Annotated in this window: 30 protein-coding genes, 1 tRNA gene and 1 pseudogene; 16 read left to right on the top strand and 16 right to left on the bottom strand. The window is 67.5% G+C overall.

What is annotated here, in order from left to right; translation table 11 throughout:
* The first annotated feature begins 93 nt into the window (after nt 1-93).
* Nucleotides 94-303: a hypothetical protein gene (locus ABFX45_RS13875; RefSeq protein ID WP_233439080.1), complete on the top strand. Its 210-nt coding sequence runs from the start codon at nt 94-96 to the stop codon at nt 301-303.
* A 117-nt stretch (nt 304-420) separates the two neighbouring features.
* Here ABFX45_RS13875 and ABFX45_RS13870 read toward each other — a convergent pair whose 3' ends face one another.
* The 6 genes from ABFX45_RS13870 to ABFX45_RS13845 all read right to left on the bottom strand — a co-directional run bounded on the left by ABFX45_RS13870 (nt 421) and on the right by ABFX45_RS13845 (nt 3,833).
* Entirely contained in the window at nt 421-846 is a 426-nt protein-coding gene (locus tag ABFX45_RS13870) for a carboxymuconolactone decarboxylase family protein (protein ID WP_109628861.1), read from the bottom strand.
* Between the two features lie 84 nt (nt 847-930).
* Nucleotides 931-1,665, bottom strand: coding sequence for an SDR family NAD(P)-dependent oxidoreductase (locus tag ABFX45_RS13865; protein WP_346130107.1), 735 nt, complete (start codon nt 1,663-1,665; stop codon nt 931-933).
* Entirely contained in the window at nt 1,662-2,516 is an 855-nt protein-coding gene (locus tag ABFX45_RS13860; RefSeq protein ID WP_267900038.1) for an NAD(P)-dependent oxidoreductase, read from the bottom strand. The genes ABFX45_RS13865 and ABFX45_RS13860 overlap by 4 nt, the downstream gene beginning before the upstream one ends.
* A gap of 15 nt (nt 2,517-2,531) precedes the next feature.
* Complete coding sequence (locus tag ABFX45_RS13855) at nt 2,532-2,987, bottom strand: hypothetical protein (protein ID WP_346130104.1); 456 nt, start codon at nt 2,985-2,987, stop codon at nt 2,532-2,534.
* 10 nt (nt 2,988-2,997) lie between these two features.
* Nucleotides 2,998-3,591: a protein phosphatase 2C domain-containing protein gene (locus ABFX45_RS13850; RefSeq protein ID WP_346130102.1), complete on the bottom strand. Its 594-nt coding sequence runs from the start codon at nt 3,589-3,591 to the stop codon at nt 2,998-3,000.
* A gap of 161 nt (nt 3,592-3,752) precedes the next feature.
* Nucleotides 3,753-3,833 (bottom strand) — tRNA-Tyr (locus ABFX45_RS13845).
* A gap of 119 nt (nt 3,834-3,952) precedes the next feature.
* On the opposite strand from ABFX45_RS13845, the gene ABFX45_RS13840 reads away from it, so the two are divergent.
* Both ABFX45_RS13840 and rfbA read left to right on the top strand, forming a co-directional pair.
* Nucleotides 3,953-4,444, top strand: coding sequence for a YajQ family cyclic di-GMP-binding protein (locus ABFX45_RS13840; protein WP_109628869.1), 492 nt, complete (start codon nt 3,953-3,955; stop codon nt 4,442-4,444).
* Complete coding sequence (rfbA, locus tag ABFX45_RS13835; RefSeq protein WP_109628871.1) at nt 4,441-5,313, top strand: glucose-1-phosphate thymidylyltransferase RfbA; 873 nt, start codon at nt 4,441-4,443, stop codon at nt 5,311-5,313. The genes ABFX45_RS13840 and rfbA overlap by 4 nt, the downstream gene beginning before the upstream one ends.
* On the opposite strand, the gene htpX is transcribed toward rfbA, so the two are convergent.
* The 4 genes from htpX to ABFX45_RS13815 are packed head-to-tail and all read right to left on the bottom strand — an operon-like array spanning nt 5,310 to nt 7,573.
* The gene (gene htpX / locus ABFX45_RS13830; RefSeq protein ID WP_109628873.1) at nt 5,310-6,170 is read right to left on the bottom strand and encodes a zinc metalloprotease HtpX; all 861 of its coding nucleotides are present in this window, start codon (nt 6,168-6,170) and stop codon (nt 5,310-5,312) included. The genes rfbA and htpX overlap by 4 nt on opposite strands.
* Before the next feature lie 19 nt (nt 6,171-6,189).
* Nucleotides 6,190-6,642 (bottom strand): 4Fe-4S binding protein, encoded by a 453-nt coding sequence (locus ABFX45_RS13825; RefSeq protein WP_112226727.1) that lies wholly within the window; start codon nt 6,640-6,642, stop codon nt 6,190-6,192.
* Entirely contained in the window at nt 6,639-7,166 is a 528-nt protein-coding gene (locus tag ABFX45_RS13820) for an NADH-quinone oxidoreductase subunit C (protein WP_346130098.1), read from the bottom strand. Before ABFX45_RS13820 ends, ABFX45_RS13825 begins: the two co-directional genes overlap by 4 nt.
* The gene (locus tag ABFX45_RS13815) at nt 7,163-7,573 is read right to left on the bottom strand and encodes an NADH-quinone oxidoreductase subunit B (RefSeq protein ID WP_211337094.1); all 411 of its coding nucleotides are present in this window, start codon (nt 7,571-7,573) and stop codon (nt 7,163-7,165) included. Before ABFX45_RS13815 ends, ABFX45_RS13820 begins: the two co-directional genes overlap by 4 nt.
* Before the next feature lie 225 nt (nt 7,574-7,798).
* Here ABFX45_RS13815 and ABFX45_RS13810 point away from each other — a divergent pair, with 225 nt between their 5' ends.
* The gene (locus tag ABFX45_RS13810; RefSeq protein ID WP_109628879.1) at nt 7,799-8,830 is read left to right on the top strand and encodes a LysR family transcriptional regulator; all 1,032 of its coding nucleotides are present in this window, start codon (nt 7,799-7,801) and stop codon (nt 8,828-8,830) included.
* Between the two features lie 29 nt (nt 8,831-8,859).
* On the opposite strand, the gene ABFX45_RS13805 is transcribed toward ABFX45_RS13810, so the two are convergent.
* Together ABFX45_RS13805 and ABFX45_RS46440 are read right to left on the bottom strand one after the other, a co-directional pair.
* Nucleotides 8,860-9,009 (bottom strand): hypothetical protein, encoded by a 150-nt coding sequence (locus ABFX45_RS13805; protein ID WP_156094437.1) that lies wholly within the window; start codon nt 9,007-9,009, stop codon nt 8,860-8,862.
* Nucleotides 9,010-9,156: 147 nt separating this feature from the next.
* A pseudogene (locus tag ABFX45_RS46440) lies at nt 9,157-9,507 on the bottom strand (transglycosylase SLT domain-containing protein); the annotation flags it as partial.
* Nucleotides 9,508-10,469: 962 nt separating this feature from the next.
* Between ABFX45_RS46440 and ABFX45_RS13795 the strand changes: the two are divergent.
* Nucleotides 10,470-10,982, top strand: coding sequence for an AAC(3) family N-acetyltransferase (locus ABFX45_RS13795; RefSeq protein ID WP_487047086.1), 513 nt, complete (start codon nt 10,470-10,472; stop codon nt 10,980-10,982).
* Nucleotides 10,983-10,990: 8 nt separating this feature from the next.
* Complete coding sequence (locus ABFX45_RS13790) at nt 10,991-11,401, top strand: hypothetical protein (RefSeq protein ID WP_346130092.1); 411 nt, start codon at nt 10,991-10,993, stop codon at nt 11,399-11,401.
* Here the strand turns inward: ABFX45_RS13790 and ABFX45_RS13785 are convergent.
* The gene (locus tag ABFX45_RS13785; RefSeq protein WP_346130090.1) at nt 11,398-11,772 is read right to left on the bottom strand and encodes a hypothetical protein; all 375 of its coding nucleotides are present in this window, start codon (nt 11,770-11,772) and stop codon (nt 11,398-11,400) included. The genes ABFX45_RS13790 and ABFX45_RS13785 overlap by 4 nt on opposite strands.
* Between ABFX45_RS13785 and ABFX45_RS13780 the strand changes: the two genes are divergently transcribed.
* Together ABFX45_RS13780 and ABFX45_RS13775 are read left to right on the top strand one after the other, a co-directional pair.
* Complete coding sequence (locus tag ABFX45_RS13780) at nt 11,762-11,989, top strand: hypothetical protein (protein WP_346130088.1); 228 nt, start codon at nt 11,762-11,764, stop codon at nt 11,987-11,989. The two genes, ABFX45_RS13785 and ABFX45_RS13780, sit on opposite strands and share 11 nt — an antisense overlap.
* Before the next feature lie 79 nt (nt 11,990-12,068).
* Entirely contained in the window at nt 12,069-12,359 is a 291-nt protein-coding gene (locus ABFX45_RS13775) for a hypothetical protein (RefSeq protein ID WP_346130086.1), read from the top strand.
* Nucleotides 12,360-12,633: 274 nt separating this feature from the next.
* Here ABFX45_RS13775 and ddaH read toward each other — a convergent pair whose 3' ends face one another.
* On the bottom strand, nt 12,634-13,446 hold the full coding sequence (ddaH, locus tag ABFX45_RS13770) for a dimethylargininase (RefSeq protein ID WP_211337172.1): 813 nt from the start codon (nt 13,444-13,446) through the stop codon (nt 12,634-12,636).
* A gap of 147 nt (nt 13,447-13,593) precedes the next feature.
* Here ddaH and ABFX45_RS13765 point away from each other — a divergent pair, with 147 nt between their 5' ends.
* The 4 genes from ABFX45_RS13765 (at nt 13,594) to ABFX45_RS13750 (ending at nt 18,023) form a co-directional block, all read left to right on the top strand.
* Nucleotides 13,594-14,034 (top strand): Lrp/AsnC family transcriptional regulator, encoded by a 441-nt coding sequence (locus ABFX45_RS13765; protein ID WP_109628898.1) that lies wholly within the window; start codon nt 13,594-13,596, stop codon nt 14,032-14,034.
* A gap of 72 nt (nt 14,035-14,106) precedes the next feature.
* Entirely contained in the window at nt 14,107-14,847 is a 741-nt protein-coding gene (locus ABFX45_RS13760; RefSeq protein WP_109628900.1) for an enoyl-CoA hydratase, read from the top strand.
* A 211-nt stretch (nt 14,848-15,058) separates the two neighbouring features.
* Nucleotides 15,059-16,897 carry a 2-oxoacid:acceptor oxidoreductase subunit alpha gene (locus ABFX45_RS13755; RefSeq protein WP_109628902.1) on the top strand — a complete coding sequence of 613 codons (1,839 nt, stop codon included), beginning with the start codon at nt 15,059-15,061 and terminating at the stop codon, nt 16,895-16,897.
* 76 nt (nt 16,898-16,973) lie between these two features.
* Nucleotides 16,974-18,023, top strand: a complete 1,050-nt coding sequence (locus ABFX45_RS13750; protein ID WP_109628904.1) for a 2-oxoacid:ferredoxin oxidoreductase subunit beta — start codon at nt 16,974-16,976, stop codon at nt 18,021-18,023.
* A gap of 61 nt (nt 18,024-18,084) precedes the next feature.
* Here ABFX45_RS13750 and ABFX45_RS13745 read toward each other — a convergent pair whose 3' ends face one another.
* Nucleotides 18,085-20,355 (bottom strand): LapA family protein, encoded by a 2,271-nt coding sequence (locus ABFX45_RS13745; RefSeq protein ID WP_346130083.1) that lies wholly within the window; start codon nt 20,353-20,355, stop codon nt 18,085-18,087.
* 145 nt (nt 20,356-20,500) lie between these two features.
* Between ABFX45_RS13745 and rarD the strand changes: the two genes are divergently transcribed.
* The 4 genes from rarD (at nt 20,501) to ABFX45_RS13725 (ending at nt 22,756) form a co-directional block, all read left to right on the top strand.
* Nucleotides 20,501-21,301: an EamA family transporter RarD gene (gene rarD, locus ABFX45_RS13740; protein WP_346130081.1), complete on the top strand. Its 801-nt coding sequence runs from the start codon at nt 20,501-20,503 to the stop codon at nt 21,299-21,301.
* 64 nt (nt 21,302-21,365) lie between these two features.
* Nucleotides 21,366-21,689 carry a transposase gene (locus ABFX45_RS13735; RefSeq protein WP_346130079.1) on the top strand — a complete coding sequence of 108 codons (324 nt, stop codon included), beginning with the start codon at nt 21,366-21,368 and terminating at the stop codon, nt 21,687-21,689.
* Complete coding sequence (locus tag ABFX45_RS13730) at nt 21,689-22,588, top strand: IS3 family transposase (protein WP_346130077.1); 900 nt, start codon at nt 21,689-21,691, stop codon at nt 22,586-22,588. Before ABFX45_RS13735 ends, ABFX45_RS13730 begins: the two co-directional genes overlap by 1 nt.
* A 45-nt stretch (nt 22,589-22,633) precedes the next feature.
* The gene (locus tag ABFX45_RS13725; protein ID WP_346130075.1) at nt 22,634-22,756 is read left to right on the top strand and encodes a hypothetical protein; all 123 of its coding nucleotides are present in this window, start codon (nt 22,634-22,636) and stop codon (nt 22,754-22,756) included.
* A 3-nt stretch (nt 22,757-22,759) separates the two neighbouring features.
* Here the strand turns inward: ABFX45_RS13725 and ABFX45_RS13720 are convergent, their stop codons facing one another.
* Nucleotides 22,760-23,725 carry a polyprenyl synthetase family protein gene (locus tag ABFX45_RS13720; protein WP_233439230.1) on the bottom strand — a complete coding sequence of 322 codons (966 nt, stop codon included), beginning with the start codon at nt 23,723-23,725 and terminating at the stop codon, nt 22,760-22,762.
* Nucleotides 23,726-23,744: the final 19 nt, after the last annotated feature.

The raw sequence follows: 23,744 nt of genomic DNA, 5'->3' as shown, positions 1-23,744 counted from the left end.
AACGAATCCGACCTCTATATCGACAAAGGGGTTAGCGGATTCGGACACCACTGCTGGGGGGTCGAGATGGAACTGAGCGGAAGAGCACGGTCGATGCTGAGGGCTGTCGAGGCAGGCCGTGCCGAGGTCACAGGCGGGGTCGAACCCGAGCTGTACGTCGACGGGCTGCCCTGCTGCGACCAGATGGCGACGCACGACCTCGTGCGCGCGGGACTGCTGCGCCCAACGCAGCCCACTTCGTTCGGCCGGCGCGTCTGCGCGGAACTGACCGACGACGGCCGGGCGGCACTCGCTGCCAGTTGATCGGCGTGCTGATCGCCCAGTGATCGAACATTTGTTCGACATGGGGTATGCTGCGCGCTGAGGCCGGCACGCAAGAGAGAGGAAGCTCTTGCGCGCCGGCTTCAACCTTCTTCGGACTCAGGCCACCTTCTGCTGCGTGGCCACGTTGATCCGGTTCCACAGGTTGATCGCGCCGATGGCGATCGTGAGTCCCGCGAGCTGGTCCTCGCTGTAGTGCTTCGCCGCCTCGTTCCACACGGCGTCGCTGACGTGCACGCGCGTCATCTCCTCGGCGAGTGCGAACGCCGCCTTCTCCGCGTCGGTGTAGTACGGCACTTCACGCCAGCCGGCGACGGCGTAGATCCGCTCGTCCGTCACGTTCGCCTTGCGCAGCAACTTGCTGTGGTAGTCGATGCAGGCCCCGCAGCCGTTCATGATGCTGACCCGCAGGCAGATCAACTCCACGAGATCAGCGTCCAGCCCGGTGTTGGCGGCGGACGCCGAGAGGTCCAGCAGGGCCTTCATCGCGCCGGGCAAGGACATGATCGGGTTGGCGATCCTCATCTTCGTTCTCCCTGTCTTCGTCGTCTTCTGCCCTGTTGACCCGAGGCGCGACGGAGGTGTGACAGGTTCTTCGAAGATTTTTTCTCAGGCGCTGATCCCCTGGCCGAGACCGCCGTCGACCGGCAGGTCGGCACCGGTGGTGAAGGTGGCCTCGAACGCCAGGAAGAGCACGGCGTCGGCCACCTCGTCCGCTTTGCCGTGGCGCTTGAGCGGCGTGATCTCGTCGCCCTCCCGCTTGAAGGCTTCGAGAACGTCCTGCGGCACACCGGTCACGCCCATGGACGGCGTGTCGATGAAGCCGGGGCTGACGACGTTGACCCGGACGTTCCTGGGCGCCAGCTCAGCCGCGAACGACCTCCCGAACGACCGGACCGCCGCCTTGGCACCGGAGTAGACGCTCATCCCCGTGGCGCCGCCGGTCTGCGCGATCGACGTGGTGAAGACGATCGAGCCACCTTCCTTGATGAGCGGCGCCAGCTGTTGAGCGGTGAAGAACGCACCTCTGGTGTTCACGTCGAACGTGCGGTCGTAGTCGTCGGGCGTGACCTCGTGGATCTCGTGCAGCGTCGCGTGACCGACGTTGATGAAGAGCAGGTCGATCTCCTGGAACCGTTGTGCGACTTCGTCTTTGAGCTTGGTGATGTCGTCGAGGTTCGCCGCGTCGGACCGGATGGCGTGGGCCTTGATCCCCTCCGCCAGCTCGATCTTGCGGCCGGTCAGCACGACCTCGGCGCCACCCTCGACCAGCTTGTCCACCACCGCGCGGCCCATGCCGTGCGTGCCGCCGGTGACGACGGCCTTCTTCCCCAGGTACTTCATCGGATCACCTCGATGACGCTCGCGATGCTGTGCGCGCCGTGGCCCTTCTGCTGGGCGCGCCGGAACAGGTCGTGCAGTGCCTCCGGCAGGGCGGCGTCGACACCTTGCTGCGCGGCGGTGTCGGCGAGCATGCGCAGGCCGGAGACGTTGATGTCCACCGCGGACACGTCGGTCTCGTAGACGCGGTGCTGGGTTTCCTCGCCCATCTCGGGCAGCAGGAGGCCCATCTCGTTCAAGAACTTCACGGCCATCGGCGTGAACTGCTGCGGCGTGACGCCCTCCGTGCCCAGCAACGCGACGGCCTGGAGGTAGCCGGCGAACGCCGACCACATGACGCCGAGCAGGGCCAGGTCGTGGAGCGCGGCCATCCCGGCGTCCTCGCCCAGGTGGACCGGCTCACCGAACGCGTGCAGGACGTGGTGCTCCCGCTGGCCGCTGTACAGGATCTTCGCTCCCGGCGTGCCGATCTGTTGCGGCACAGCCATGATCACGCCGTCGACGTACTCGACGCCGTTGTCCTGCGCCCACCGCGCGGTGGCGCGGGCCTGCTCCGGTGTGCCGGAGGTCAGGTTGACCAACGTCTTGATGTTCTTGCTCAGCAACGGCTGCTGAACGTCGTAAGTGGTCAGACACGTGACGACGACATCCGCCGCCTCGAACGCTTCTTCCGGCGTGGCAGCGCTTTTCGTGCCGGGCAGCGTCTTCGGCGTCCTGTTCCACACCGTCACGTCGTGGCCCTCTCCGACGAGGGCCGCGGCGAGCGCACTGCCCATCCGGCCGAGGCCGAGCACGCTCACTTTCTTGATCTCCGCCATGCGGCAATACTCGGTTCGCCACTGTTGACGCGACAAGTACCTACTATTTTGTCAGGTACGCACTTTTTGGTAAGGATCCAGCACAGCGGCGCGGCCCGGCTCCTGAGCATTGAGCAGGCGGTCCGCGACCTCGTCCCAGCTGGGAGCTTCGGCTTTCCCGATCCGCCGCTGCGTCAAGCCGTGCTCGTGCAGCCAGCGCAGCAACACCCTGCCGTCCGCGAGGACCCCGTGACCGTCCCAGTCACTCCAGGCCAGCGTGATCCCGTGGTGGAGGAGCACCACGGCAAGGCGCTCGCGTCGCGCGTCGAGGACCTCGAACCGCACGTCACCCATGCACGCGCACACCATGCCGGGCAACGACCTCACCGCCATCGCCTTGCGCAGGCGATCGCGCTCGGACTCCGTCAGGTCCACGACGATCGCACGCCTGGACGCGCGGACCTCCACGAGCCGGACGTGGCACGCGTTTCGCAGGACCACGTCCAGCGCGGAAAGCTCAGCCGCCATCGAACCAGGGCTAGCGGTCCAGATAGACGATCGTCGCGTCGTCAGAAACCTTCTTGCGCGGCCAATCGACAGCCTTGACGTCTTCCTTTTCAACCTGACGCATTTTGCGAATGAGATCGTCCGGGCCGTTCTCCGCCATCAGTTCGAGCGCCTTGGGCCATTCGAAGAGATTGAACAGCTCGACCGCCCGCGCGGCGCCGTCGGAGAGGATCGCGACCCGCCGGACGTCCGGCAGCGGGATTTCACCCGTCAGCGCGTGCGAGACGGCGCCGGGGTCCGCGCCAGCCGTGCGGTTGGTGCTCGTGTCGCTCACGACGTGCAACTCGCGCTTGGTGTCGACCACGACGGTGGCGTCACCCAGCACCAGGTACCGCAGCACGTCGTCCTTGATCTGAACGAGGCCCACGGCCGCGCTGGGGCTGTCCGGATGATCGAGATCGCAGCTGTCCGAGTGCAGCTCGCCGGTCTGCTTGATGGCCTCTGCCAGCGACGCAGCCGGGTCGAGGTGCGCGAACCGCAGCAGTTCCGCGGCGAGCTGGTCGGCGAACCAGCCGACGCTGTGCACGCAGCCGGTCTCCGGTTTCGCCGTCACGCCGTCGAGCACGGCGAGGAGGTTCGGGCCCACGATCGCGCGGTCCTCGCTGGGCGCCGTCGATCTTCCCGCTTCGGTTGCCATCTGCGTGCGCACAGCGTCCCCCTCTGCAACAACAGCCGATGTACGACGATGGGCCCCTGACCAGCTTGGTCAGAGGCCCATCGTTGCTGTGGCGGGTAGAGGATTCGAACCTCTGTAGCTTTCGCGACGGATTTACAGTCCGCTCCCATTGGCCGCTCGGGCAACCCGCCCCACACCGCCGTAACGGTGCGGGCAGAACAATACATAACCCCTTCGGGAGGCCCCAAATCGGGGTACCCCAGTAGCATCGACGCTGGCTGTGACCCCGAGATCGTTGAGGAGTGAAGTCGTGGCGGACCCGTCGTTCGACGTGGTGAGCAAGGTGGACCGGCAGGAGGTCGACAACGCGCTCAACCAGGCGGCCAAGGAGCTGAGCACGCGCTTCGACTTCCGCGGGACCAACACCACAGTGGCCTGGGCCGGCGAGGAGGCGATCACCTTCACCTCCGAGACCGAGGAGCGCTGCAAGGCGGCGATCGACGTCTTCCAGGAGAAGCTGGTCAAGCGCAACATCTCGATGAAGGCGTTCGAGGTGGGCGAGCCAGCGGTGTCCGGGAAGGTGTTCAAGGTCACGGGAAACCTCGTGCAGGGCATCTCGTCGGAGAAGGCCAAGGAGATCGCCAAGAAGATTCGCGACGAGGGGCCCAAGGGCGTTCAGGCGCAGATCCAGGGTGACCAGCTGCGGGTGTCCGGCAAGAAGAAGGACCACCTGCAGGACGTCATCGCCCTGCTCAAGGGCAACGACTTCGGCATCGCCCTCCAGTTCACCAACTACCGGTGAAGGGCATCGTCCTCGCCGGTGGCAGCGGGACCCGCCTGCACCCCATCACGCAGGCGGTCTCCAAGCAGCTGCTGCCGGTGTACGACAAGCCGATGATCTACTACCCGCTGTCGGTGCTCATGCTGGCCGGCATCCGGGAAGTGCTGATCATCTCCACGCCGACGGACCTACCGCTGTTCCGGCGGCTGCTGGACGACGGGTCCCAGTGGGGCATGAGCTTCGCCTACGCCGAGCAGGCCGCGCCGAACGGGCTCGCGGAGGCGTTCATCATCGGCGCGGACTTCGTCGGTGACGACGACGTCGCGCTGGTGCTGGGCGACAACATCTTCTACGGCCAGGGTTTCTCCAGCACGCTGCAGCACCACGCGTCCACTTTGGATGGCTGCGTGTTGTTCGGGTACCAGGTGAAGGATCCCGAGCGGTACGGCGTGGGCGAGGTCGACGCGAACGGCAAGCTCCTCTCCATCGAGGAGAAACCCGCGCAGCCGAAGTCGAACCGGGCGATCACCGGGCTCTACTTCTACGACAACGGTGTGGTCGACATCTCCCGCAGCCTCAAGCCGTCGCCGCGCGGCGAGCTGGAGATCACCGACGTCAACCTCGCGTACCTGCGCGAGGGCCGGGCGCACCTCGTGGACCTGAGCCGCGGGTTCGCGTGGCTCGACACCGGCACGCACGACTCGATGCTCGAGGCCGGGCAGTTCGTGCAGGTGCTGGAGCACCGGACCGGTGTGCGGATCGCGTGTCCCGAGGAGATCGCGCTGCGCATGGGCTTCATCTCCGCGCAGGAGTGCTACGCGCTCGGTGAGAAGCTCGGCAAGTCCGGGTACGGCGAGTACCTCATGGCCGTGGCGAAGGGCACCCGTTAACGACGGGCCATCTCCTCGAGCCTGCGGATGCGGTCGGCGATCGGCGGGTGGGTCGAGAACCACTTCGCGAACTGCTCCCCCTGGCGGAACGGGTTCGCGATCATCAGGTGGCTCTGCGACACCACCTCCGGCTCCGGTGCGAGCGGCGCCGCCCGCGTCCCCAGCTCGATCTTGCGCAACGCACTCGCCAGTGCCAGCGGGTCGCCGGTGAGCTCGGAGCCGGACTGGTCGGCCTGGAACTCGCGCGACCGGCTCACGGCCAGGCGCACCACGGTGGCCGCGATCGGGCCGAGCAGCGCGATCAGCAGCAGGCCGAGCGGACCGGGGCCGTCGTCGTCATCGCCGCCGCCGAAGATGCCGGCGAACATCGCGAGGTTCGCGAGCATCGTGATCACGCCCGCGAGCGCGCCGGCGACGCAGCTGATCAGGATGTCGCGGTTGTAGACGTGCGCGAGCTCGTGGCCCAGCACGGCGCGCAGCTCACGTTCGTCGAGCAGGTCCAGGATGCCCGTGGTGCAGCACACGGCCGCGTTGCGCGGGTTGCGGCCGGTCGCGAACGCGTTCGGTGCGATGGTCGGGCTCAGGTACAGCCTCGGCATCGGCTGGCGCGCCTTCTGCGACAGCTCACGCACGATCGCGTAGAGCACGGGCTGCTCCACCTGCGACACGGGTATCGCCCGCATCGCCCGCAGCGCGAGCTTGTCCGAGTTGAAGTACGCGTAGGCGTTCACGCCCAAGGCCAACACCAGGCCGATGACCAGTGCCGTCCGGCCGAACAGCCCGCTGATCACGATGATCAGCGCGCTCATCCCGCCGAGCAGCAAGGCCGTCTTCAACCCGTTGAAGTGCTTGTGCACGGTTACGCCTCCGGGTCTGTTACGTCCTACCTCTCAACGAACCAGGCCTCCTGCCGGTTCCTGTCGCCGTTTCCGGCGCGGCCTCCGCGGCCGGGTCGAGCGGTGGTGGCGGCGGCACCTTCTCGACCCACGTGGCGAGCACGTCCCGTTCGTGGACCAGCTCCGCGACGGCACCCTCGCCGTCGATCGAGCCCGTGCCCGGATAGCCGAACTCCGGCGCCCAGTGCAGGGCGTCGAACGGGCAGACCTCGACGCAGATGCCGCAGTAGAGACACTGGCCGTAGTCGATCGCGAACCGGTCGAGCACGTTGCGGCTGCGCGGGCGGGCACTCCCCGGCTGCTGCTCCACCTCGGTGTGACTCGTGATGTGGATGCACCAGTCAGGACACTCGCGCGCGCAGATCATGCAGACCGTGCAGTTGGCCTCCAACAGCGCGATGACGCCCCTGGTACGCGGCGGAAGGTTCGTCACGACTGCTCCTCTTCACGGCGTGGACCCCAGGACGGGTCGGGCACGCCCGGTGGTGCGGTGCGGCGGCGGCTCGGGGCACTCGTGTTGTCCTCGCCCGGTTCGAGGCGGCCCGGCCACGGGCGCACGACACGGGAGGCCAGCACGAAGTCCTTGCGCAGCGGGTGGCCCTGGAAGGTGTCGGGCAGCAGCAGGTGCTCGGGCTCGCCGTCGACGGTGATGCCGAACATCTCGGCGGCCTCGCGCTCGTGCCAGTGCGCGCCCTTCCAGAGGTGGGCGACGCTCGGCAGCGACTCGCTCTCGCCGACCTCGGTCCGCAGCATCACGCCCTCACGCGTCTGCGGGTCGATGACGTGCAGGAACACCGCGTGGCGCTGTCCGGCGGCGCCCGGTCGGCCCGCGTCCTCGACACCGAGCCAGTCGAACATCACGCAGCCGTTCCGGTGGTGTTCGGCCGCCGTGGTGAGCCAGTCGGCGAGCTCGACGTGGTGGACGGTCTGCCCGAAGGCGGTCTTCGCGGTGCTCACGAGTTCACCAGTCCGTGCAGCGCCTTGAGGCCTTCGAGCAGCGCTTCGGGGCGAGGCGGGCAGCCGGGCACGGCGACGTGGACCGGCAGGGCCTGGTCGATGCCCTTGGTGACGCTGTAGGAATCCCAGTACGGGCCGCCGGTGTTGCTGCAGGCGCCCACGGAGATCACGTAGCGAGGTTCGGGCATGGCCTCGTAACTGCGGATCACAGCGGGCAACATGGCGTCCGTGACGGTGCCGGAGACAACGAGAACGTGCGCCTCGCCCGCGTCGCCGACCGGCGTGACGCCGAGGTCGGGAAGGCGGTCGAGAGCTGCCATCACTTCGACTCCGCAGCAGGCGAGCCCGAGTTCGAGGACGGTGACCTGGTAGGTGGTGCCCCAGTCCAGGCGAGCGGAAACGGTCACAACCAGCGAGGGTAATACTTGGGGGTCCACCAGCTTGCGCCTGGCGGACCCCCACCCCCCAATGATTCCCCCCGGAATCGGCTCCCACGCGTGGTCGCCGCGGATAGTTTTGTACACCCCGCGATAAGTGTCCAGAGATTTGCGGGCAGGATCTGCAGATAATTTCCCTGCGAAATGCGGTCAAGTTCAGTTCAACTGATCGGTAGAACACCAGAGAGGGTTCCGATGTCCGGCTCGTCCCAGTTGGTGCTTCCCACGAGCACCTCCCTGCACCGTCTGCTGAACATGCCCGGCGCTCTCCTGGATACCACGATGGACCAGCTCAGGACGCTCTTGACCGTTCACGAGACCCGATCGGCGCTGCGGGCGGCGCGAGCACTGGGGCGCGAGCAGTCGAGTGTGCAGAAGCAGCTGGACACGTTGAACAGGAACTTCCAGCAACTGTGCGGTGAACCGCTCGTGGTGAAGCAGGGACGGGGAAAAGACGTGCTGTTCACGCCGACTGGTGAGTCGCTCGTCGAATTGGCGCGCGACACGCTCGCGGAGTGGCTCGACGGAATTCACGAGTGCCGCCGCAAGCTCGGCACGACCGTCACCGTCGGCACCACGCGATACATGCTCGACACCCTCGCGAAGGCGTGGCACCACGTGGCCGACGAGTTCCGCGAGCGCGACGTGGACCTCAAGGTCGTGCACATCCGCACGAAGGACATCTGGACGAAGCTGGAGACGCAGGAGGTCGACCTCGTGTGCGGCAGCGTCGTGACGCGGGCCGGCGCGGGCTGGGAGCGCCCCGAGTTCGACGTGATCGAGTGGCGGCGCGGCGGCCTGGCGTTGCTGACGAACCTGCCGGAGACGGTTGTCGGCACCCGCGTGCGGGTACCTCAGCTCCGGTCGATCCCGTTGGTGGTGCCGGGGGCGGGGTTGATCGCGGAGTTCCTGCGCGGCTGGTTCGGGCCCGACTACCGGCAGGGGCTCGACATCGCGGCCGAGATCGATGAGATCCAGTACGGCATCTCGCTGCTGCGCTCGAACCTCGTCCAGGGAGCCATGATCGTGACGTCTGGTTTGGGCGTGGTGGCGTCGAACAACGAGCTGAGGGAGGGAGGCGGGCTCCGCGTCGTCGAGCTCTCAGATGACTCGCTGGAGCGGCTTGTGGGCGTTTTCGCCCGAACGGACGAGCTGTCGAAGCATCCGGCGGATCACCCGTTGAACCTGCTGTGGTCGGCCTTCAAAGCAGAAGCGCCCCGGCCGTAGCCGAGGCGCTCCCCTGTTCTTGCTGTCCTTTACTTCTTCGCGGGTGTCATGGCGTCGTGCTCAGGCCGCCGCTGTTCGACTTTGGGGCGTTGCTGGGCTTTGGCCATCTTGGCCAGCCAGTTCGTCGCCTCCGAGCGGATCTTCGCCAGCTCGTCGTCGCGTGCCTGTTGCTCGTTCATCGGCCACTCCCTGCGTTCGGGGATCGCTTCGATGGGAGCACTACCGGGCGTGCGCCCGCTAGGGCCGCCATGCTTGTGGGTGAACCTGATTGACAGCATCGCCCGCCGATGGGTTTCACGCACCCCGAGACGGCGAAACTGACACCTTTAGTACCCCCGGTACCCGCCGCCGAGGTTCATGCTGACCAACCCTGGGTGGTTGTGGAAGCCGCCGTAGCGCGCGTACGTGTACCGGACGCCCGCGATGATGTTGTCGACCGGCGCGAGGATGTTGTCGTAACCGGGCAGCTTGTACGCGCGGAACGTCGGGTCGATGCACTGCATCAGGCCCTTGGACGGCGTACCGCGCAGCGCGTTGGAGTCCCAGTTGTTGACGGCGTTGGGGTTGCCGTTCGACTCCTTGATGATGATCGTGTAGATCTCATCGATGCTGTTGTTGTCGATGTTCGTGCCGTTGGCCTGCAGGACCTTGATGGCTTCCTTGATCCAGCCCTCGATCTCGCGCTGCTTGGCCGGCTTGCGCATCTCCGCCTGACGCTCGGCCTCGGCCTTGGCGGCGGCCTCACGCTGGGCGTGGGTGTCCGCGGCAAGCTTCGTCGCCTGCTCGAAGGCCTGCTGGGCGTACATCTGCTGGAACTGCAGCAGGCGGCCGACCTCTCCACCGGGGTTCACGTCGTGGATGGTCTGGACCGCCTTCGGCTGCTGGTCCGGAACCGCGCCGAACTCGGCACCCGCAGCGAGCTCGCTGGAGGAACCGCTGGTGGCGGCGTTGGCGATGGCTGCGGTGCCGGCGGCGACACCTGCTGCGACGACGATGGCGCTCACACGGTGAGCAAGCGGGACCTTGTCGTCCTCGGCGCGATGCGCGCCGGCCTTCACTTCTGCTTTGGGCACGACCGTGTACACGGTTCGGCCGGCAGCCTTGCTGTGCCGGGCCAAGGGGGAGCCTCCTGCGTCGGGGAGCTTGGTCTCCGGCAAACCCGGGCGGGGGACCCCTGGGGACTTTGGACCCTGCGTACTGCGGTTCCTGTGTCCTGCCGGTGACCAAACCGTTATCGGCGGGCGAGAACGTAACCTCGCGTCACGAGCGCAGGCAAGCCTGAGCGCCCGTTGGGTGACTCTCGTCACGTTTCCGATGAGTTGGGCTATCCGCTGCTAACAGACAGTCAGCGAGCCGCTTGCTCCATGCGTAAGTTCATCGTTGCCTCCTGACGAACTGGCGAAGCTGTCTGTTAGTTCGGCGTAAGCCCGGCGGTTGTTATGGGTTAGCTGGACGACCACGCGATCGAGTGACGTGGTCACGTTCTGTAGTTGCGAATGGGGACATGGCGCTGACCTGCGAGAACTTGATCGCTGGATGGCGTGCTTGTGGCACGGTTGGCGACGTTCCCCTGATCGTGCATTCGTCGCTTTCCCGTCTCGGAGAGGTGTACGGAGGCGCGGCCACCGTGGTTCAGAGCTTGTTGGCCGCAACCCCGACGCTCGTCGTTCCGGCGTTCCGCAACGCCCCGATGGGCGCTGTTTCGGCGTACGTCGAAGCGATGCCTTCCGCGCTGCTGTCCTCGCACCCGGTCGTGCCGGTGGCGGCGGTCGGCCCCGATGCCGCGGCGATCGTCCGGACGCAGCCGTTGGCGTTCGCGTTGGGGGCGGGGTCGCCGTTCGACGTCCTGCACTCGCTGGGCGGGCAGATCCTGCTGATCGGCGTTGATCACACGCGGAACAGCTTCCTGCACCACTGCGAGGCGCTCACGCCGTCGCTGCGGCTGCAGAAGCGGACGATCGGGCCGGAGCTCGTGGTGGACGACGTGGCTGGGGACTACGGGCGGTTCTTTCCCGTCGTGGAGCGGGAGTTCGAGGAGGCGTTCGGGGTTGAGCCGCGGATGGTGGGTGGGGCGGAGTGCCGGCTTCTGCCCATGCGGCCGTTCCGGGAGTTCGCCGTTCGCCGGTTGACCGAGCTCCTCGCCTCGGCATGATGCCGCTCGTGGGAGATCGTGAGGAACGGCGCCGGGCGGCGCGGGAAGCCGTGGTGCAGGCACGTCTGGAGGCCGAGCGCCCGTGGTGGCAGCGACGGCTCTTCGCGTGGTTCATCTCGCTGCCGTCCCGGTTCTGGCGCTCGCTGAAGTGGTGGGGACGCGAACTGGGTGAGGGCGCGTTCGAGGTGCTACTGGGCTTGGTGGCCCTGGTCTTCGTGCTCGCGGTCTGGATGCTGGGGTCGTGGGCCTGGCAGACCGCCCCGGTGCCGACCGGCGTGCTGATCGCGGCCGCCGTGGCGTTCCTGACGTTCGGCGGCGTGGAGTTCTTCCGCGACCGCAGACGAGGACGGCTGGCGATGACCGCTGTCATCGCCTTCTGCTTCGTCGCGCTGTGGGTTGTGCCCTACGTGTTGTTCTAGGCGCGCTTCTGCTCCAGCGCCTTGAGCACCCAGTCCGCGCTGTCGGTCGGGCCGGAGTTGAACGCGATGGCGGCCTGCGGCTGGTGCCAGTGCACCAGGTTGACCACGGTCTGGAAGAACTCCAGCAACTCCGTGGGCTTGCGGATGCCGCCGCCGACCACCACCGCGTCGTACTGCCGCTGCTGGAGCCGCTCGACGAGTTTGGCTTCGGCGGCGCCGCCCAGTTCGGCGAAGTCGATCAGGAAGAGGTCCTCGGCGAGGCCCAGCTCGGCGAAGGCCTTGCTGCCCTGCTCGATGGCCGCGGCGACGGGCGCCGGGTCGAAGCCCGGGATGGTGTGTGGGTCGAAGCCGATCACGAGGATGTTGGGCACTCTCTCGACGCTACGCCGTAGATCATTCGGCCGGACCCGTTCCAAGGCGCTGGAGAGCGAACGTCTCGACCTGGCTCACGGCAGGCGCGTTCCCGCGGCTGAGGTCGCGGAGCGGACGGGCCACACAGTCGACGTCCTGTTGAAGGTCTACGCGAAGGTGCTCGACGGACAGCGAGACAGGTCCAACGACAAGATCGACGGAACGTTGGACGAGTAACATGCAGGTCATTCGCGCATTTCAGGGGTCTGTCATGCGACTGCTCACGCGACAACCACGGCGCAGATAAACTCGCCAAGTGATCAACATGGCGGTGCGCGGTGACGACGGGAACATCGTGGCCAGCGCCGATGCCGGCGTGAAGTGGACAGATGCCTTTGCCAAACTGGACCCGGCGGCCTTCCCGATGCTCCGGGCTCTGACCCCGTACGGGGACGCCATGTTCAACGAGCGGCAGATGCCGCTGCTGCTTGCGGAACTCGACAGGCTCCCCGCTGCCTGTGGTGGCGACTGGGTCGCGCAGGCGCGCGAGTTGTGCCATGTCGTCGAGCGCGGGCTTCATCTGTATCTGTGGTTCATCGGCGACTGACCCCGCCACACGGTCAGCGAGATACGTTCAACGACAAGGTTGACGGAGCGTTGGACGAGTAAGAGGTAGAGTGTTCGTGCAGGTCAGAGAGTCCTCGGTGATCATCGGCGGGGGCTTTTTCTGACGGGTGACTGTCCCGTGGAGCGTGACAACCACCGTCGTTCAGTGCCGGTCAGTGACGGACACCTTCCAACAGAGGACACAGATCTGCGCTGGTCAAGGCCAGTTTTGAGCCTCCGACCAGCGCAGATCAAGAACTACGAAGAGCGACCGATCAGCCCCGAAGTTCCATCGTGCAGCACTTCGGGCCGCCGCCCGACTTGCGCAGTTCCGAGATGTCCACGAACACGGGCTCGAACCCGCGGCGTGCCACCTGCTCGGCCAGGTGAGTGGCCTCGACCGGCATGACGACGTGCTTGCCGTCGGACACGGCGTTCAGGCCCAGGCAGACCGCGTCGTCGTCGTTGGCGATCACGGCATCCGGGAACAGGCGGCGCAGCACCTGCTGGGAGCCCGGTGAGAAGGCTTCCGGGTAGTAGGCGACCAGCGGAGAAGGAGACTGGTCGTCGAGCATGAACAGGGCCACGTCGAGGTGGTAGAAGCGCGGGTCCACCAGCTGCAGGGAGACGACCGGGACGCCCAGGACCTCTTGGGCCTCTGAGTGCGCACCGGGGTCCGTGCGGAAGCCCGTGCCGGCCAGGAGGAGCTGCCCGGTCCAGGTGAAGTCGCCTTCGGCCTCGTTCACGGCGGTGGGCATCACGACGGACTTGTAGCCCGACGCGAGGAACCAGCGGCGGAAGTGGTCGGCCTCGGCGGCTCGCTGGGCGGCTCGGAAGCGGGAGCCCAGGACTCGGCCGTCGATGACGGTTCCGCTGTTGGCGGAGAAGACCATGTCCGGGAGGCCGGGGATCGGGTCGATGACGTTGACCTCGTGGCCGAGGCGCTCGTAGGTCTCCTTCAGGGCGGTCCACTGCTCGACGGCCAGGGTCGTGCTGGTGGGCTGGGTGGGATCCATCCACGGGTTGATGGCGTACTCCACCGTGAAGTACGTCGGCGGGCACATGAGGTACCGACGGGTCGTCGGCATGCGCGTCGGCGCGAGGGGCTGCGCGATGTCGAGCGTGATCGGCTCGCCGGGCCCGGAGATGGATACGGTCATGGATCGAAATGTAAAGGTGAGCTGGACCCTCGAACAACGCCGCGATATTGCGTGAACTAGGGCAGAATGTTGCGTGTGGACAGCATCGACCAGCGAATCATTTCGTGCCTCATGGCCAACGCTCGATCCAGCTACGCGGAGATCGGCAAGGAGGTGGGGCTGAGTGCGCCCGCGGTGAAGCGGCGGGTGGACAAACTGCTGGACAACGGGGTTCTGCGGGGGTTCACGGCCGTTGTGGACCCCGAGGCGCTCGGGTGGGGTACCGAGGCGTTCGTCGAGGTGCACTGCAAGGGGAACGTCGCGCCGCACGACATCCAGCACCGGCTGGAGCCGATGGCCGAGGTGAGCGCTGCTTACACGGTGTCCGGGGCGGCGGACGCGATCGTGCACCTCCGGGCCGCTGACATCCATCACCTGGAGACCGCGCTGGAACGGCTCAGGGCCGTCGAGATCATCGACCGGACCGTGTCGACGGTGGTGCTGTCCCGGCTCCTGGACCGGCCGCTGGCACCGTAGTGCCGTGGCCGTCAGCCTTTGCCCCGTATTCGCCGGTCAGACGGGTGCATCGCGGCACTACAGTCCGGGGCCATGGCTGAGGTTCTGCTCGAGCACAACGATTCCGTCGCCGTGATCACGATCAACGATCCGGACCGGCGCAACGCACTGACCGTCGACCTGTCGCAGGAGCTCGCGGACAAGGTCGCGGAGGCGGAGCGCGAGGCCAACGCGCTGATCATCACGGGAGCGCCGCCCGCGTTCTGCGCCGGCGCGGACCTCACGCAGCTCGGCAACTCCAAGGACGAAGGCCTCCGCCTGATCTACAAGGGATTCCTGGCAGTGGCCAACGCCACGATCCCCACCATCGCGGCGGTCAACGGGGCCGCGGTCGGGGCCGGCTTGAACCTCGCGCTCGCGGCCGATCTGAGGGTCGCGGGGCCGAAAGCGCGGTTCGACGCGCGGTTCCTCCAGCTCGGCATCCACCCCGGCGGCGGGATGACGTGGATGTTGCAGAAGATCACCAACCGGCAGACCGCGACCGCCATGACGCTCTTCGGGCAGATCCTCGACGCCGACGAGGCGGTCGCGAAAGGGCTCGCGTACGCGAAGGCCGAAGACCCACTCGCAGTAGCAAAAGAGCTGGCCAAAGCGGCTGCTGAGGCTCCGGCAGCACTCGTGCGGACCATCAAGGCGACCATGCGGACGACCGATGCAATGCACGACCACGCGGAAGCGGTTGAGACCGAGCTGCTGCCACAGGTCGCTTCGATCGACACTCCAGAGTTCGCTGCGAGGCTTGCCGCGATGAAGGCTCGGATCAGCGGACGTTAGGTGTTACCTTGGGTAACAGGTATCGAGGGTGACGTCTGCCGCATTCGGGTATCCGCTGGTAGTGCTGTGCTTACCGTTTAGTTAAGAACCCGGTGCGGCAGATGAGACCGTTTGTCTCGCCTGGTGGTACACGGCCGGTCTGGCGGGCGGTCCTGGCGACTACCCTCGATGTGGGGCACAGCCACCCTTGGAGAGAGGTATCGGCGTAGGAATGAGCACTGAGACCCGCAAGCTGGATCGCGTCGTGATCCGCTTCGCCGGCGACTCCGGTGACGGCATGCAGCTCACCGGAGACCGGTTCACGTCGGAAGCGGCGGCGTTCGGCAACGACCTCGCCACGCAGCCCAACTTCCCCGCCGAGATCCGCGCGCCCCAGGGCACCCTCCCCGGCGTTTCGTCGTTCCAGCTCCACTTCGCCGACTACGACATCCTGACGCCGGGCGACCGGCCGGACGTGCTCGTGGCGATGAACCCGGCTGCCCTCAAGGCGAACGTCGTCGACCTGCCGGACGGCGGCATCCTCATCGTCAACACCGACGAGTTCACGAAGCGGAACCTGACGAAGGTCGGTTACGACTCGAACCCGCTCGAGGACGACTCGCTCGACAAGTTCCAGGTGCACAAGGTCGCCATGGCGACGCTGACCATCGGCGCGCTGGAGGAGACCGGGCTCGGCAAGAAGGACGCCGAGCGCGCGAAGAACATGTTCGCGCTCGGTCTGCTCTCGTGGATGTACCACCGGCCCACCGAGGGCACGGAACGGTTCCTGCGCGAGAAGTTCGCGAAGAAGCCCGACATCGCCGAGGCCAACGTCCTGGCGTTCCGCGCCGGCTGGAACTACGGCGAGACCACGGAAGCCTTCGCCGTCACCTACGAGGTGGCGCCCGCGAAGCTGAACGTCGGCACCTATCGCCAGATCACCGGCAACACGGCGACGGCGTACGGCATCGTCGCGGCGGCGCAGCGCTCCAAGCTGCCCGTCGTGCTCGGCACGTACCCGATCACGCCGGCGTCGGACATCCTGCACGAGCTGAGCAAGCACAAGAACTTCGACATCACCACGGTGCAGGCCGAGGACGAGATCGCGGGCATCGGCATCGCCCTCGGCGCGTCCTACGGCGGTGCGCTCGGCGTGACGTCGACGTCGGGGCCAGGCATCGCGCTGAAGTCCGAGACCATCGGCCTCGCGGTGATGACCGAGCTGCCGCTGCTGGTGATCGACGTGCAGCGCGGTGGCCCGTCCACCGGTCTGCCGACCAAGACCGAGCAGGCCGACCTGCTGCAGGCGATGTTCGGCCGCAACGGCGAGTCGCCGGTGCCGGTCGTCGCGCCGCAGTCCCCGTCCGACTGCTTCGACGCCGTGGTCGACGCCGCACGGATCGCGCTCAAGTACCGCACGCCGGTGCTGTTCCTCTCCGACGGCGCGGTCGCGAACGGTTCCGAGCCGTGGCTGATCCCGGACGTCGACTCGCTGCCGGACCTGTCGGTCGAGTTCGCGACGGACCCGGAGACGTTCCAGCCGTACGCGCGCGACCCCGAGACGCTGGCCCGGCCGTGGGCGGTGCCCGGTACTCCTGGTCTGCAGCACCGCATCGGCGGTCTGGAGAAGCAGGACATCACCGGCAACATCTCCTACGACCCGGAGAACCACGACCGGATGGTCCGCCTGCGCCAGGCGAAGATCGACGGCATCGAGGTTCCCGACGTCGTGGTCGACGAACCGGACGGCAACGCCCGAGTGCTCGTCATCGGCTGGGGTTCGACCTACGGCCCGATCGGCGCCGCGGCACGCCGGGTCCGCAAGCTGGGCCTGCCGGTCGCGCACGCGCACCTTCGGCACCTCAACCCGTTCCCGAAGAACCTGGGTGAGGTGCTCCGGAAGTACGACAAGGTGATCGTGCCGGAAATGAACCTGGGCCAGCTGGCGTTGCTGTTGAGGGCGAAGTATCTGGTGGACGCCGTGTCGTACACCAAGGTGCAGGGCCTGCCCTTCAAGGCGGAGGAGCTGCAGGACGTGCTCGCTGACGTGATCAAGGGGGTGTCGTCGTGAGCGAGCTTGCGAGCGAGCCGATCAACACAGTACTGCCGCGCAGTCAGCGTTCCGACGAGCGTAGCGAGGAGGCCCGATGACTGCGATCGACCTCGGGATTCCGGGTTTGACCGGAGTTCCCACCACCGACGAGAAGCAGACGGCCAAGGACTACAAGTCGGACCAGGAAGTCCGCTGGTGCCCCGGCTGCGGTGACTACGTGGTGCTCAACGCCGTGCAGTCGTTCCTGCCGTCGCTGGGTCTCAAGCGCGAGAACATCGTGTTCGTCTCGGGCATCGGGTGCTCGTCCCGCTTCCCGTACTACATGAACACCTACGGCATGCACTCCATCCACGGCCGTGCGCCGGCCATCGCCACGGGTCTCGCCGTGGCGCGGCCGGACCTGAGCGTGTGGGTGGTGACCGGTGACGGCGACGCGCTGTCCATCGGCGGCAACCACCTGATCCACACGTTGCGGCGCAACGTGAACCTCAAGATCCTGCTGTTCAACAACCGGATCTACGGCCTCACCAAGGGCCAGTACTCACCGACCTCCGAGGAAGGCAAGGTCACCAAGTCGACCCCGCTCGGGTCGCTCGACCACCCGTTCAACCCGGTGTCGCTGGCGCTGGGCGCGGAGGCCTCGTTCGTCGGTCGCGCGATCGACTCGGACAAGGCCGGTCTGACCTCGGTGCTGCGCCAGGCGGCAGAGCACCGCGGTTCGGCGCTCGTCGAGATCTACCAGAACTGCCCGATCTTCAACGACGGCGCGTTCGACGTGCTGAAGGACGCGGACGAGGCACAGCGGCGGATCATCAACGTCGTCGACGGCGAGCCGATCCGCTTCGGCCGTGAGGGCGAGTACTGCGTGATCCGCGAGGGCTTCGGGCTCGCGGTCGCCAAGTCCGCGGACGTGGACGCGAGCGACATCGTCATCCACGACGCGTCGGACCTGAACCTGTCGTTCGCGCTCTCGCGGCTGTCGACGCAGGACCTCACGCACACCGTCACCGGTGTGTTCCGGCGGGCGGACCGGCCCACGTACGACGACAGCGCGCGGGCACAGGTCAACGAGGCCAAGGCCACGAAGGCCGCGGACCTGAGCAAGCTGTTGCACGGCAAGGACACCTGGACCGTGGTCGGCTGACCCGGACTACGCGAAAAAGGCCCGCCAGCGCGCTGCTGGCGGGCCTTTTTCGCGTCAAGGGTCAGGGCGCCGGGCGGAAACCCGCCTTCTCGGCGTCGGCCTCGGTGCGGAACCACACGTCGGCGCGGGTCTCCACGAAGTTCGCGGAGCCCTCGGTGTAGTACCGGCGACCGGTCAGCGTCGCCTTCACCGCGAAGTCCGCCGCGGGCGCCAGGCCGTCCGACTTCGGCAGCACCGAGCCGGGACCGAACGGCGAGCGCGGGTTGAAGCCCTCCGGCTGCTGGAACCGCGACGAGCCGGGAGCGCCGTTGGGACGTCCGCCCGTGGACGGCGAGTAGCCGACGGGGCGCGGACGGGACGGCAGGGCTGCTGCGGGTGCGGGCGGAGCCTCCTGCTTCGGCGACTCGAAGGCCGCGAACGCCGCGAAGCTCTGCTGCCGCTGCTGGGTCGTGCGGCGAGCCTCGCGGATCGGCAGGCCGGCCTCGGTGACGCGCTGCGGCAGGTCGGTCGGCTCCGGTTCGGGTTCCGGCTCCGGCGGCGCGGCGAGCAGGGGTTCGTCGCTCGGGACGAACTTCGGCACGAACGGCTGGTCGTCGCTGGGTGCTTCCGGGAGCTGGCGGGTCTGGCCCAGCGGGGGCAGCGGCTCGTCGGCGTCGAGCAGCGGCTCGAACAGCGAGCGCGGACGGTCGGCGACGGGTTCTCGCTCGGCCGGGGCCTTCGGTGCCTCCACGGCGTGGTCGAAGGCGGCGGCGACGGCACGGGGCTGGCGCCCGGTGGTCTCCATCTCCGTCTCCGCCGGTGCGCCGAACGCCGAGAACGGCGCGGGGGCGGGGGCACCGGGGGCGCTGAAGGGCTGGGCGTAGGCGGCCGGCTCGGCGACGGGCTCCGGGTGGCGCGACGGCAGCGGGTCGGCCTGGTACGCCGGCTGTGGCTCCGGGTGACGCGAAGGCAGCGGCTCAGCCTGGTACGACGGCTCCGGCTGGCGCGACGGCAACGGCTCAGCCTGGTACGACGGCTGCGGCTCGGCCTGGTACGCCGGCTGGGGGTCGGCGTCGAACGTCGGCTGCGGCTCCTGGCTGCGCGACGGCAACGGCTCAGCTTGGTACGACGGCTGCGGCTCGGCCTCGTACGAAGGCTGGGGCTCGGCCTCGAACGACTGCTGAGTCTCACTGCTGAACTGCGGCTCGTCGCGGAATCCGGGCCCCGCGTGCGACGAGGGCTGCGGCTCCTCGTGGAAGGACTCGGGCTCCGGCTCGAACTCCTCGCGCTCCTCCGGCTCACGCCGGGCGTGCGCGGGCGCCGTCTCGGGCTCCGGCTCCGTGAAGCCGGGCTCCTCGGCCAGCGTCGACTCGAAGACGCCGTTGCGGACGTGCGGCGCGTCCAGGTCGAGCGGCTCGACCATGGTCTGCTCGGCGGGGGTTTCCGGCTCGGCGAAGCCGTCCAGCTGGCCGGAGATCTCGTCGCGCAGGCCGGGGTACTCGCCGGTGAGGTCGTTGGCGGGCCAGGAGCTCTCCTCGACGGCGATGTACGTCGTCTGCTCGGAGCGCGTACCCGTGGGCTCGTCGTCCTCCTGCTCGGCGGCCTCGTCGAGGAACGCCTCCTGCTCCTGCTCCGCCCAGACCTCGCGCGGCTGGTAGATGAAGTCGTCGACGTGCTCGTCGACCTCCGGCGGCGCGGTCGGCTCGTGCGCGGGCGGCGCGACCTCGGCGGTCGGCGCCACGGTGGGCACGAACGACGTCTGCTCGGCAGGGAGCTCTGGCTCGTCGTCGAAGTCGGCGGCTTCGAGGCCGGAGCGCGGGAAGACCGTGGTCATCTCGGCCGGCGTCTCCTCCGGAGCGGGCTCCGGGGAGAGGCGCTCGAACAGCGAGCGCGGGCGGTCGTCCTCGTCGGTGTCGGCCAGTGCCTGCTGCTCGGCCAGCTGCTCCTCGAACCGGCGCTGCGCCTCGTCCGCCTCCATGTACTGGCGGACCGGGGTGACCGGCTCCTGCTCGACCGGCTCTTCCTCGGCCGGAGCAGGCGGCTCCTCGGCAACGGGAGCCTGCACGGGCTCACCGAAGTAGGCAGGCGGCTCCACGTAAGGAGCGGGCGCGGGCGGCGGGAGCACCTCGTCGCTCAGCGAACGCGGCGGAGTGTCGTGCCACTCGTCCACTTCGAAGTCGTCGACGGGGACGGGCGCCGGGATCGGGGCCGCCGACCGGCGCGCGTCCAGAAGTTGATCTTCGAGGTCAGCGACCTGCTTGCGCGCGGGCCGGACCATCACCAGCCAGGTGAGCAGCACTCCCGCGACGAACGCGAGCAAGCTCCACAGCCAGACCTGCCCGAAGACATTCACGGGTAAGCCCCTTCTACGACCACGCTCCGACCCCACTCACTCGGAAGGGTGAGCATGGCCAAACTACAGTGCCTTTGATGATGCTCCGTCACTACGCCGTTCAGCGCAAACAAGCGGAGGAAACGCCAGCGTAGAGTGGCATTTTGTGCCCCCTCTGACGACTTCTTCCATCAGTTCGCCAGAAGTTCACACCCAGGGGCGAGGCGTCACGTACGGCGCACTGGCCTACGTCCTTTGGGGCCTGTTCCCGGCCTACTGGCCACTCCTCGTGCCCGCACAGCCGGTCGAGGTGCTCGCACACCGGATCGTCTGGTCGTTCGTAACGCTCGCCATCGCCGTCGCGATCCTCCGGCGGTGGCGTCCTTTCCTTGACTTATCAGGAAAAGGCTGGCTCATCGTTACCGCCGCCGCCGTGTTGATCACGGTGAACTGGGGAACGTACATCTACGCCGTCAACAGCCAGCACGTGGTCGAGTCGGCGCTCGGCTACTTCATCACGCCGTTGGTCACCGTGGCCCTCGGCATGATCTTCCTGAAGGAACGGCTGCGGCTGCCGCAGATCGTCGCGATCGGCGTGGTCGTCGTCGCTGTGATCGTGCTCACCGTCGACTACGGCAGGCTGCCGGTGATCTCGCTCGTCCTGGCCGGCTCGTTCGGCATCTACGGGCTGCTCAAGAAGAAGGTGCCGCTGGACGCCATCTCCAGCCTCACCGCGGAGAGCGCGGTGATCGCCCCGATCGCGGTGGTCTACCTGCTCGTGCTCGGCAGCGCCAACACCTTCACGACCGAAGGCACCGGACACACGCTGTTGATCCTCAGCACCGGCATCGTCACGGCGGTGCCGCTGGTGCTGTTCGGAGCCGGCGCGCAACGGGTTCCGCTGATCACCATGGGCATGCTGCAGTACCTCGCACCGGTCCTGCAGTTCGCCTGGGGCGTGTTCTGAGGTTCACCCCGGACAGTGGACACCGAGTTAGCAGGACCGAGGGTTCTGCTGGAAGGATGTCCGTATGCCTCCTCGTAAGCGCCGGTCGTACACGGCTGAGTACAAGGTCGAGGCTGCGCATCGTGTGATCGATTCCGGTCGGACGATCAGCGAGGTTGCCCGCGAGCTGGGGATCGACGCGGGAATGTTGAGCGTCTGGGTCAAAGACGAGCGGCGCCGCATCGCCGCGGCCGAGGCCCACGAGGAGAAACCTCTGGAGGCGGCCGAGCGGGCCGAGCTGCAGCGGTTGCGCAAACAGGTCGCCGAGCTGGAGAAGGACAACGCGTTCCTGGTAAAAGCCTCGGCGTACTTTGCCGCGATGCAGAAGAACCGGCCCGGTTCGCTCTGATGGCCAAGTACGCCGGTTCTGATGACATCGCCGGCGTGACCGAGGGCGAGCGGTTCGCTGTCCGGCGCATGGCGCGGCTGCTGGAGGTCTCGACCTCCGGCTACTACGCGCACGTGAAACGGTGTGCCGCAACGGAATTGACACCACGTCAGCAGCGCCGCGCGGACCTGGAGGTGAAGATCGTCCAGGCGCACAAGGACTCTGGCGGGACCTACGGGTCGCCGCGGATCACCGCGGAGTTGCGGGATCAGGGCGAGGTGGTCAGCGCCAAGACCGTCGCCAAGGTCATGGCCGACATCGGGATCGAGGGCATCAGCCCGCGCACGTTCAAGGTGAGAACGACGATCGCCGATCCCGCGGCATCGTTCCCGCCGGATCTCGTCGACCGCCGGTTCGACCAGGGCCGCCCGGACGCGGTGTGGCTGACCGACATCACGTACTTGTCTTGTGGTGAGGGCGAGATGTTCCTGTGCGCGATCCGCGACGGGCACTCCCGCAGGGTGCTCGGCTACAGCGTCGCTGACCACATCGGCGCCGAGATGGTCACCACCGCCATCGAGGCCGCGGTGGCCGCCCGCGGCGGTGACTGTCGTGGCACGGTCCTGCATTCCGACCGCGGCGGCGAGTACACGGCGAACCTGACCGCACAGGCGTGTTTCCGGCACGGGCTGCGCCGGTCGATGGGCGCCACCGGGATCTGCTGGGACAACAGCCCCGCGGAGTCGTTCTGGTCGACGTTCAAGCATGAGCACTACTACCGGCACGTCTACGGCACCAAGACGGAACTTGTTGCCGCAGTTGACAATTGGATCCGTTTCTACAACAGTACGCGGCGGCACTCCAAGCTCGGGATGCGCAGTCCCCGCGACTTTGAGAAGTCACTCCGAGCAGCTGCCTGAACTTCTTACGCCCCTGTCCACCGTTCGGGGTGAACCTCATTCGTCGTGAAGGAACCCATGCCGCCCAGCCGGTGGATCGGGTTCGCCCTCGTGTGGCTCGCCCTCGCGATCTTCACGGTCGACGCGGTGCGGAACCGGCGCAAGCAGCTGCTCGCGCCGGTCGAGTAACCCCTAGCGGGAACGGGCCACCACGTAGGTGGCGAGCTCCTCCAGCGCGTCCCTCGCGGCGCACGGCGGCAGCTTGCCCAGCTCCGTGCGGGCCCGGTCCGCGTACTCGTCCAGGGTCTCCCGCGCGCGGTCCATGCCCGACGACGCACGCAGCAACGACAGCGCCTCGTCCACCAGCGCGTCGTCGGTGATCGGCCCCGCCAGCAGCTCGGCGAGCCGCTTCTCGGACGGGTCCGCAAGCGCGTAGAGCATCGGCAGCGTCTTCACGCCCTCGCGCAGGTCGGTGCCGGGCGTCTTGCCGGACTCGACCGACGGCGAGGCGATGTCGATGACGTCGTCGGAGATCTGGAACGCCGCCCCGATCACCTCGGCGTACGCGCGCAGCGCGTCGATCTGCTCGTCGGTGGCGTCGGAGAACATGCCGCCGAACCGTGCCGCGGTGGCGATCAGCACACCGGTCTTCTCCTCGATCACCTTCAGGTAGTGGGAGATCGGGTCCTCGCCCGGCTGGGGGCCGACGGTCTCCCGCATCTGGCCGGTCACCAGGACCGAGAAGGTCTCCGCGATGATCCGCGCCGCCACCGTCCCCAGATCAGCGGTGAGCCGTGACGCGTGAGCGAAGAGAAAGTCGCCCGTCAGAATCGCGATGCTGTTGTCCCACTTGGCGTTCGCGGACACCGCGCCGCGCCGCATGGTCGCCTCGTCCATGACGTCGTCGTGGTAGAGCGTGGCGAGGTGCGTGAGCTCGACCACAGTGGCCGCCTTGATGACCTTCTCGCGGTCCCACTCGGCGCCGAACTGGGAGGCCAGCAGTGTGAAGAGCGGGCGGATCCGCTTTCCGCCCGCCTCCACAAGGTGAAGCGAGGTTTCCGTCACCGGGTGGAACTCGCTCTGCACGACGTCGTGCAGGATGCGCTCCACCTCGGCCAGACCGTCCTGGACTACCTCGGTGAGCACGGGGTCCACCAACGCGAACCCCGGTCCCTCA

This window comes from Lentzea roselyniae (assembly GCF_039537795.1).
Lineage (GTDB): Bacteria > Actinomycetota > Actinomycetes > Mycobacteriales > Pseudonocardiaceae > Lentzea > Lentzea atacamensis.
The sequence above is the reverse complement of the archived record's forward strand: the minus strand, read 5'-3'. Positions and strand labels throughout refer to the sequence as shown.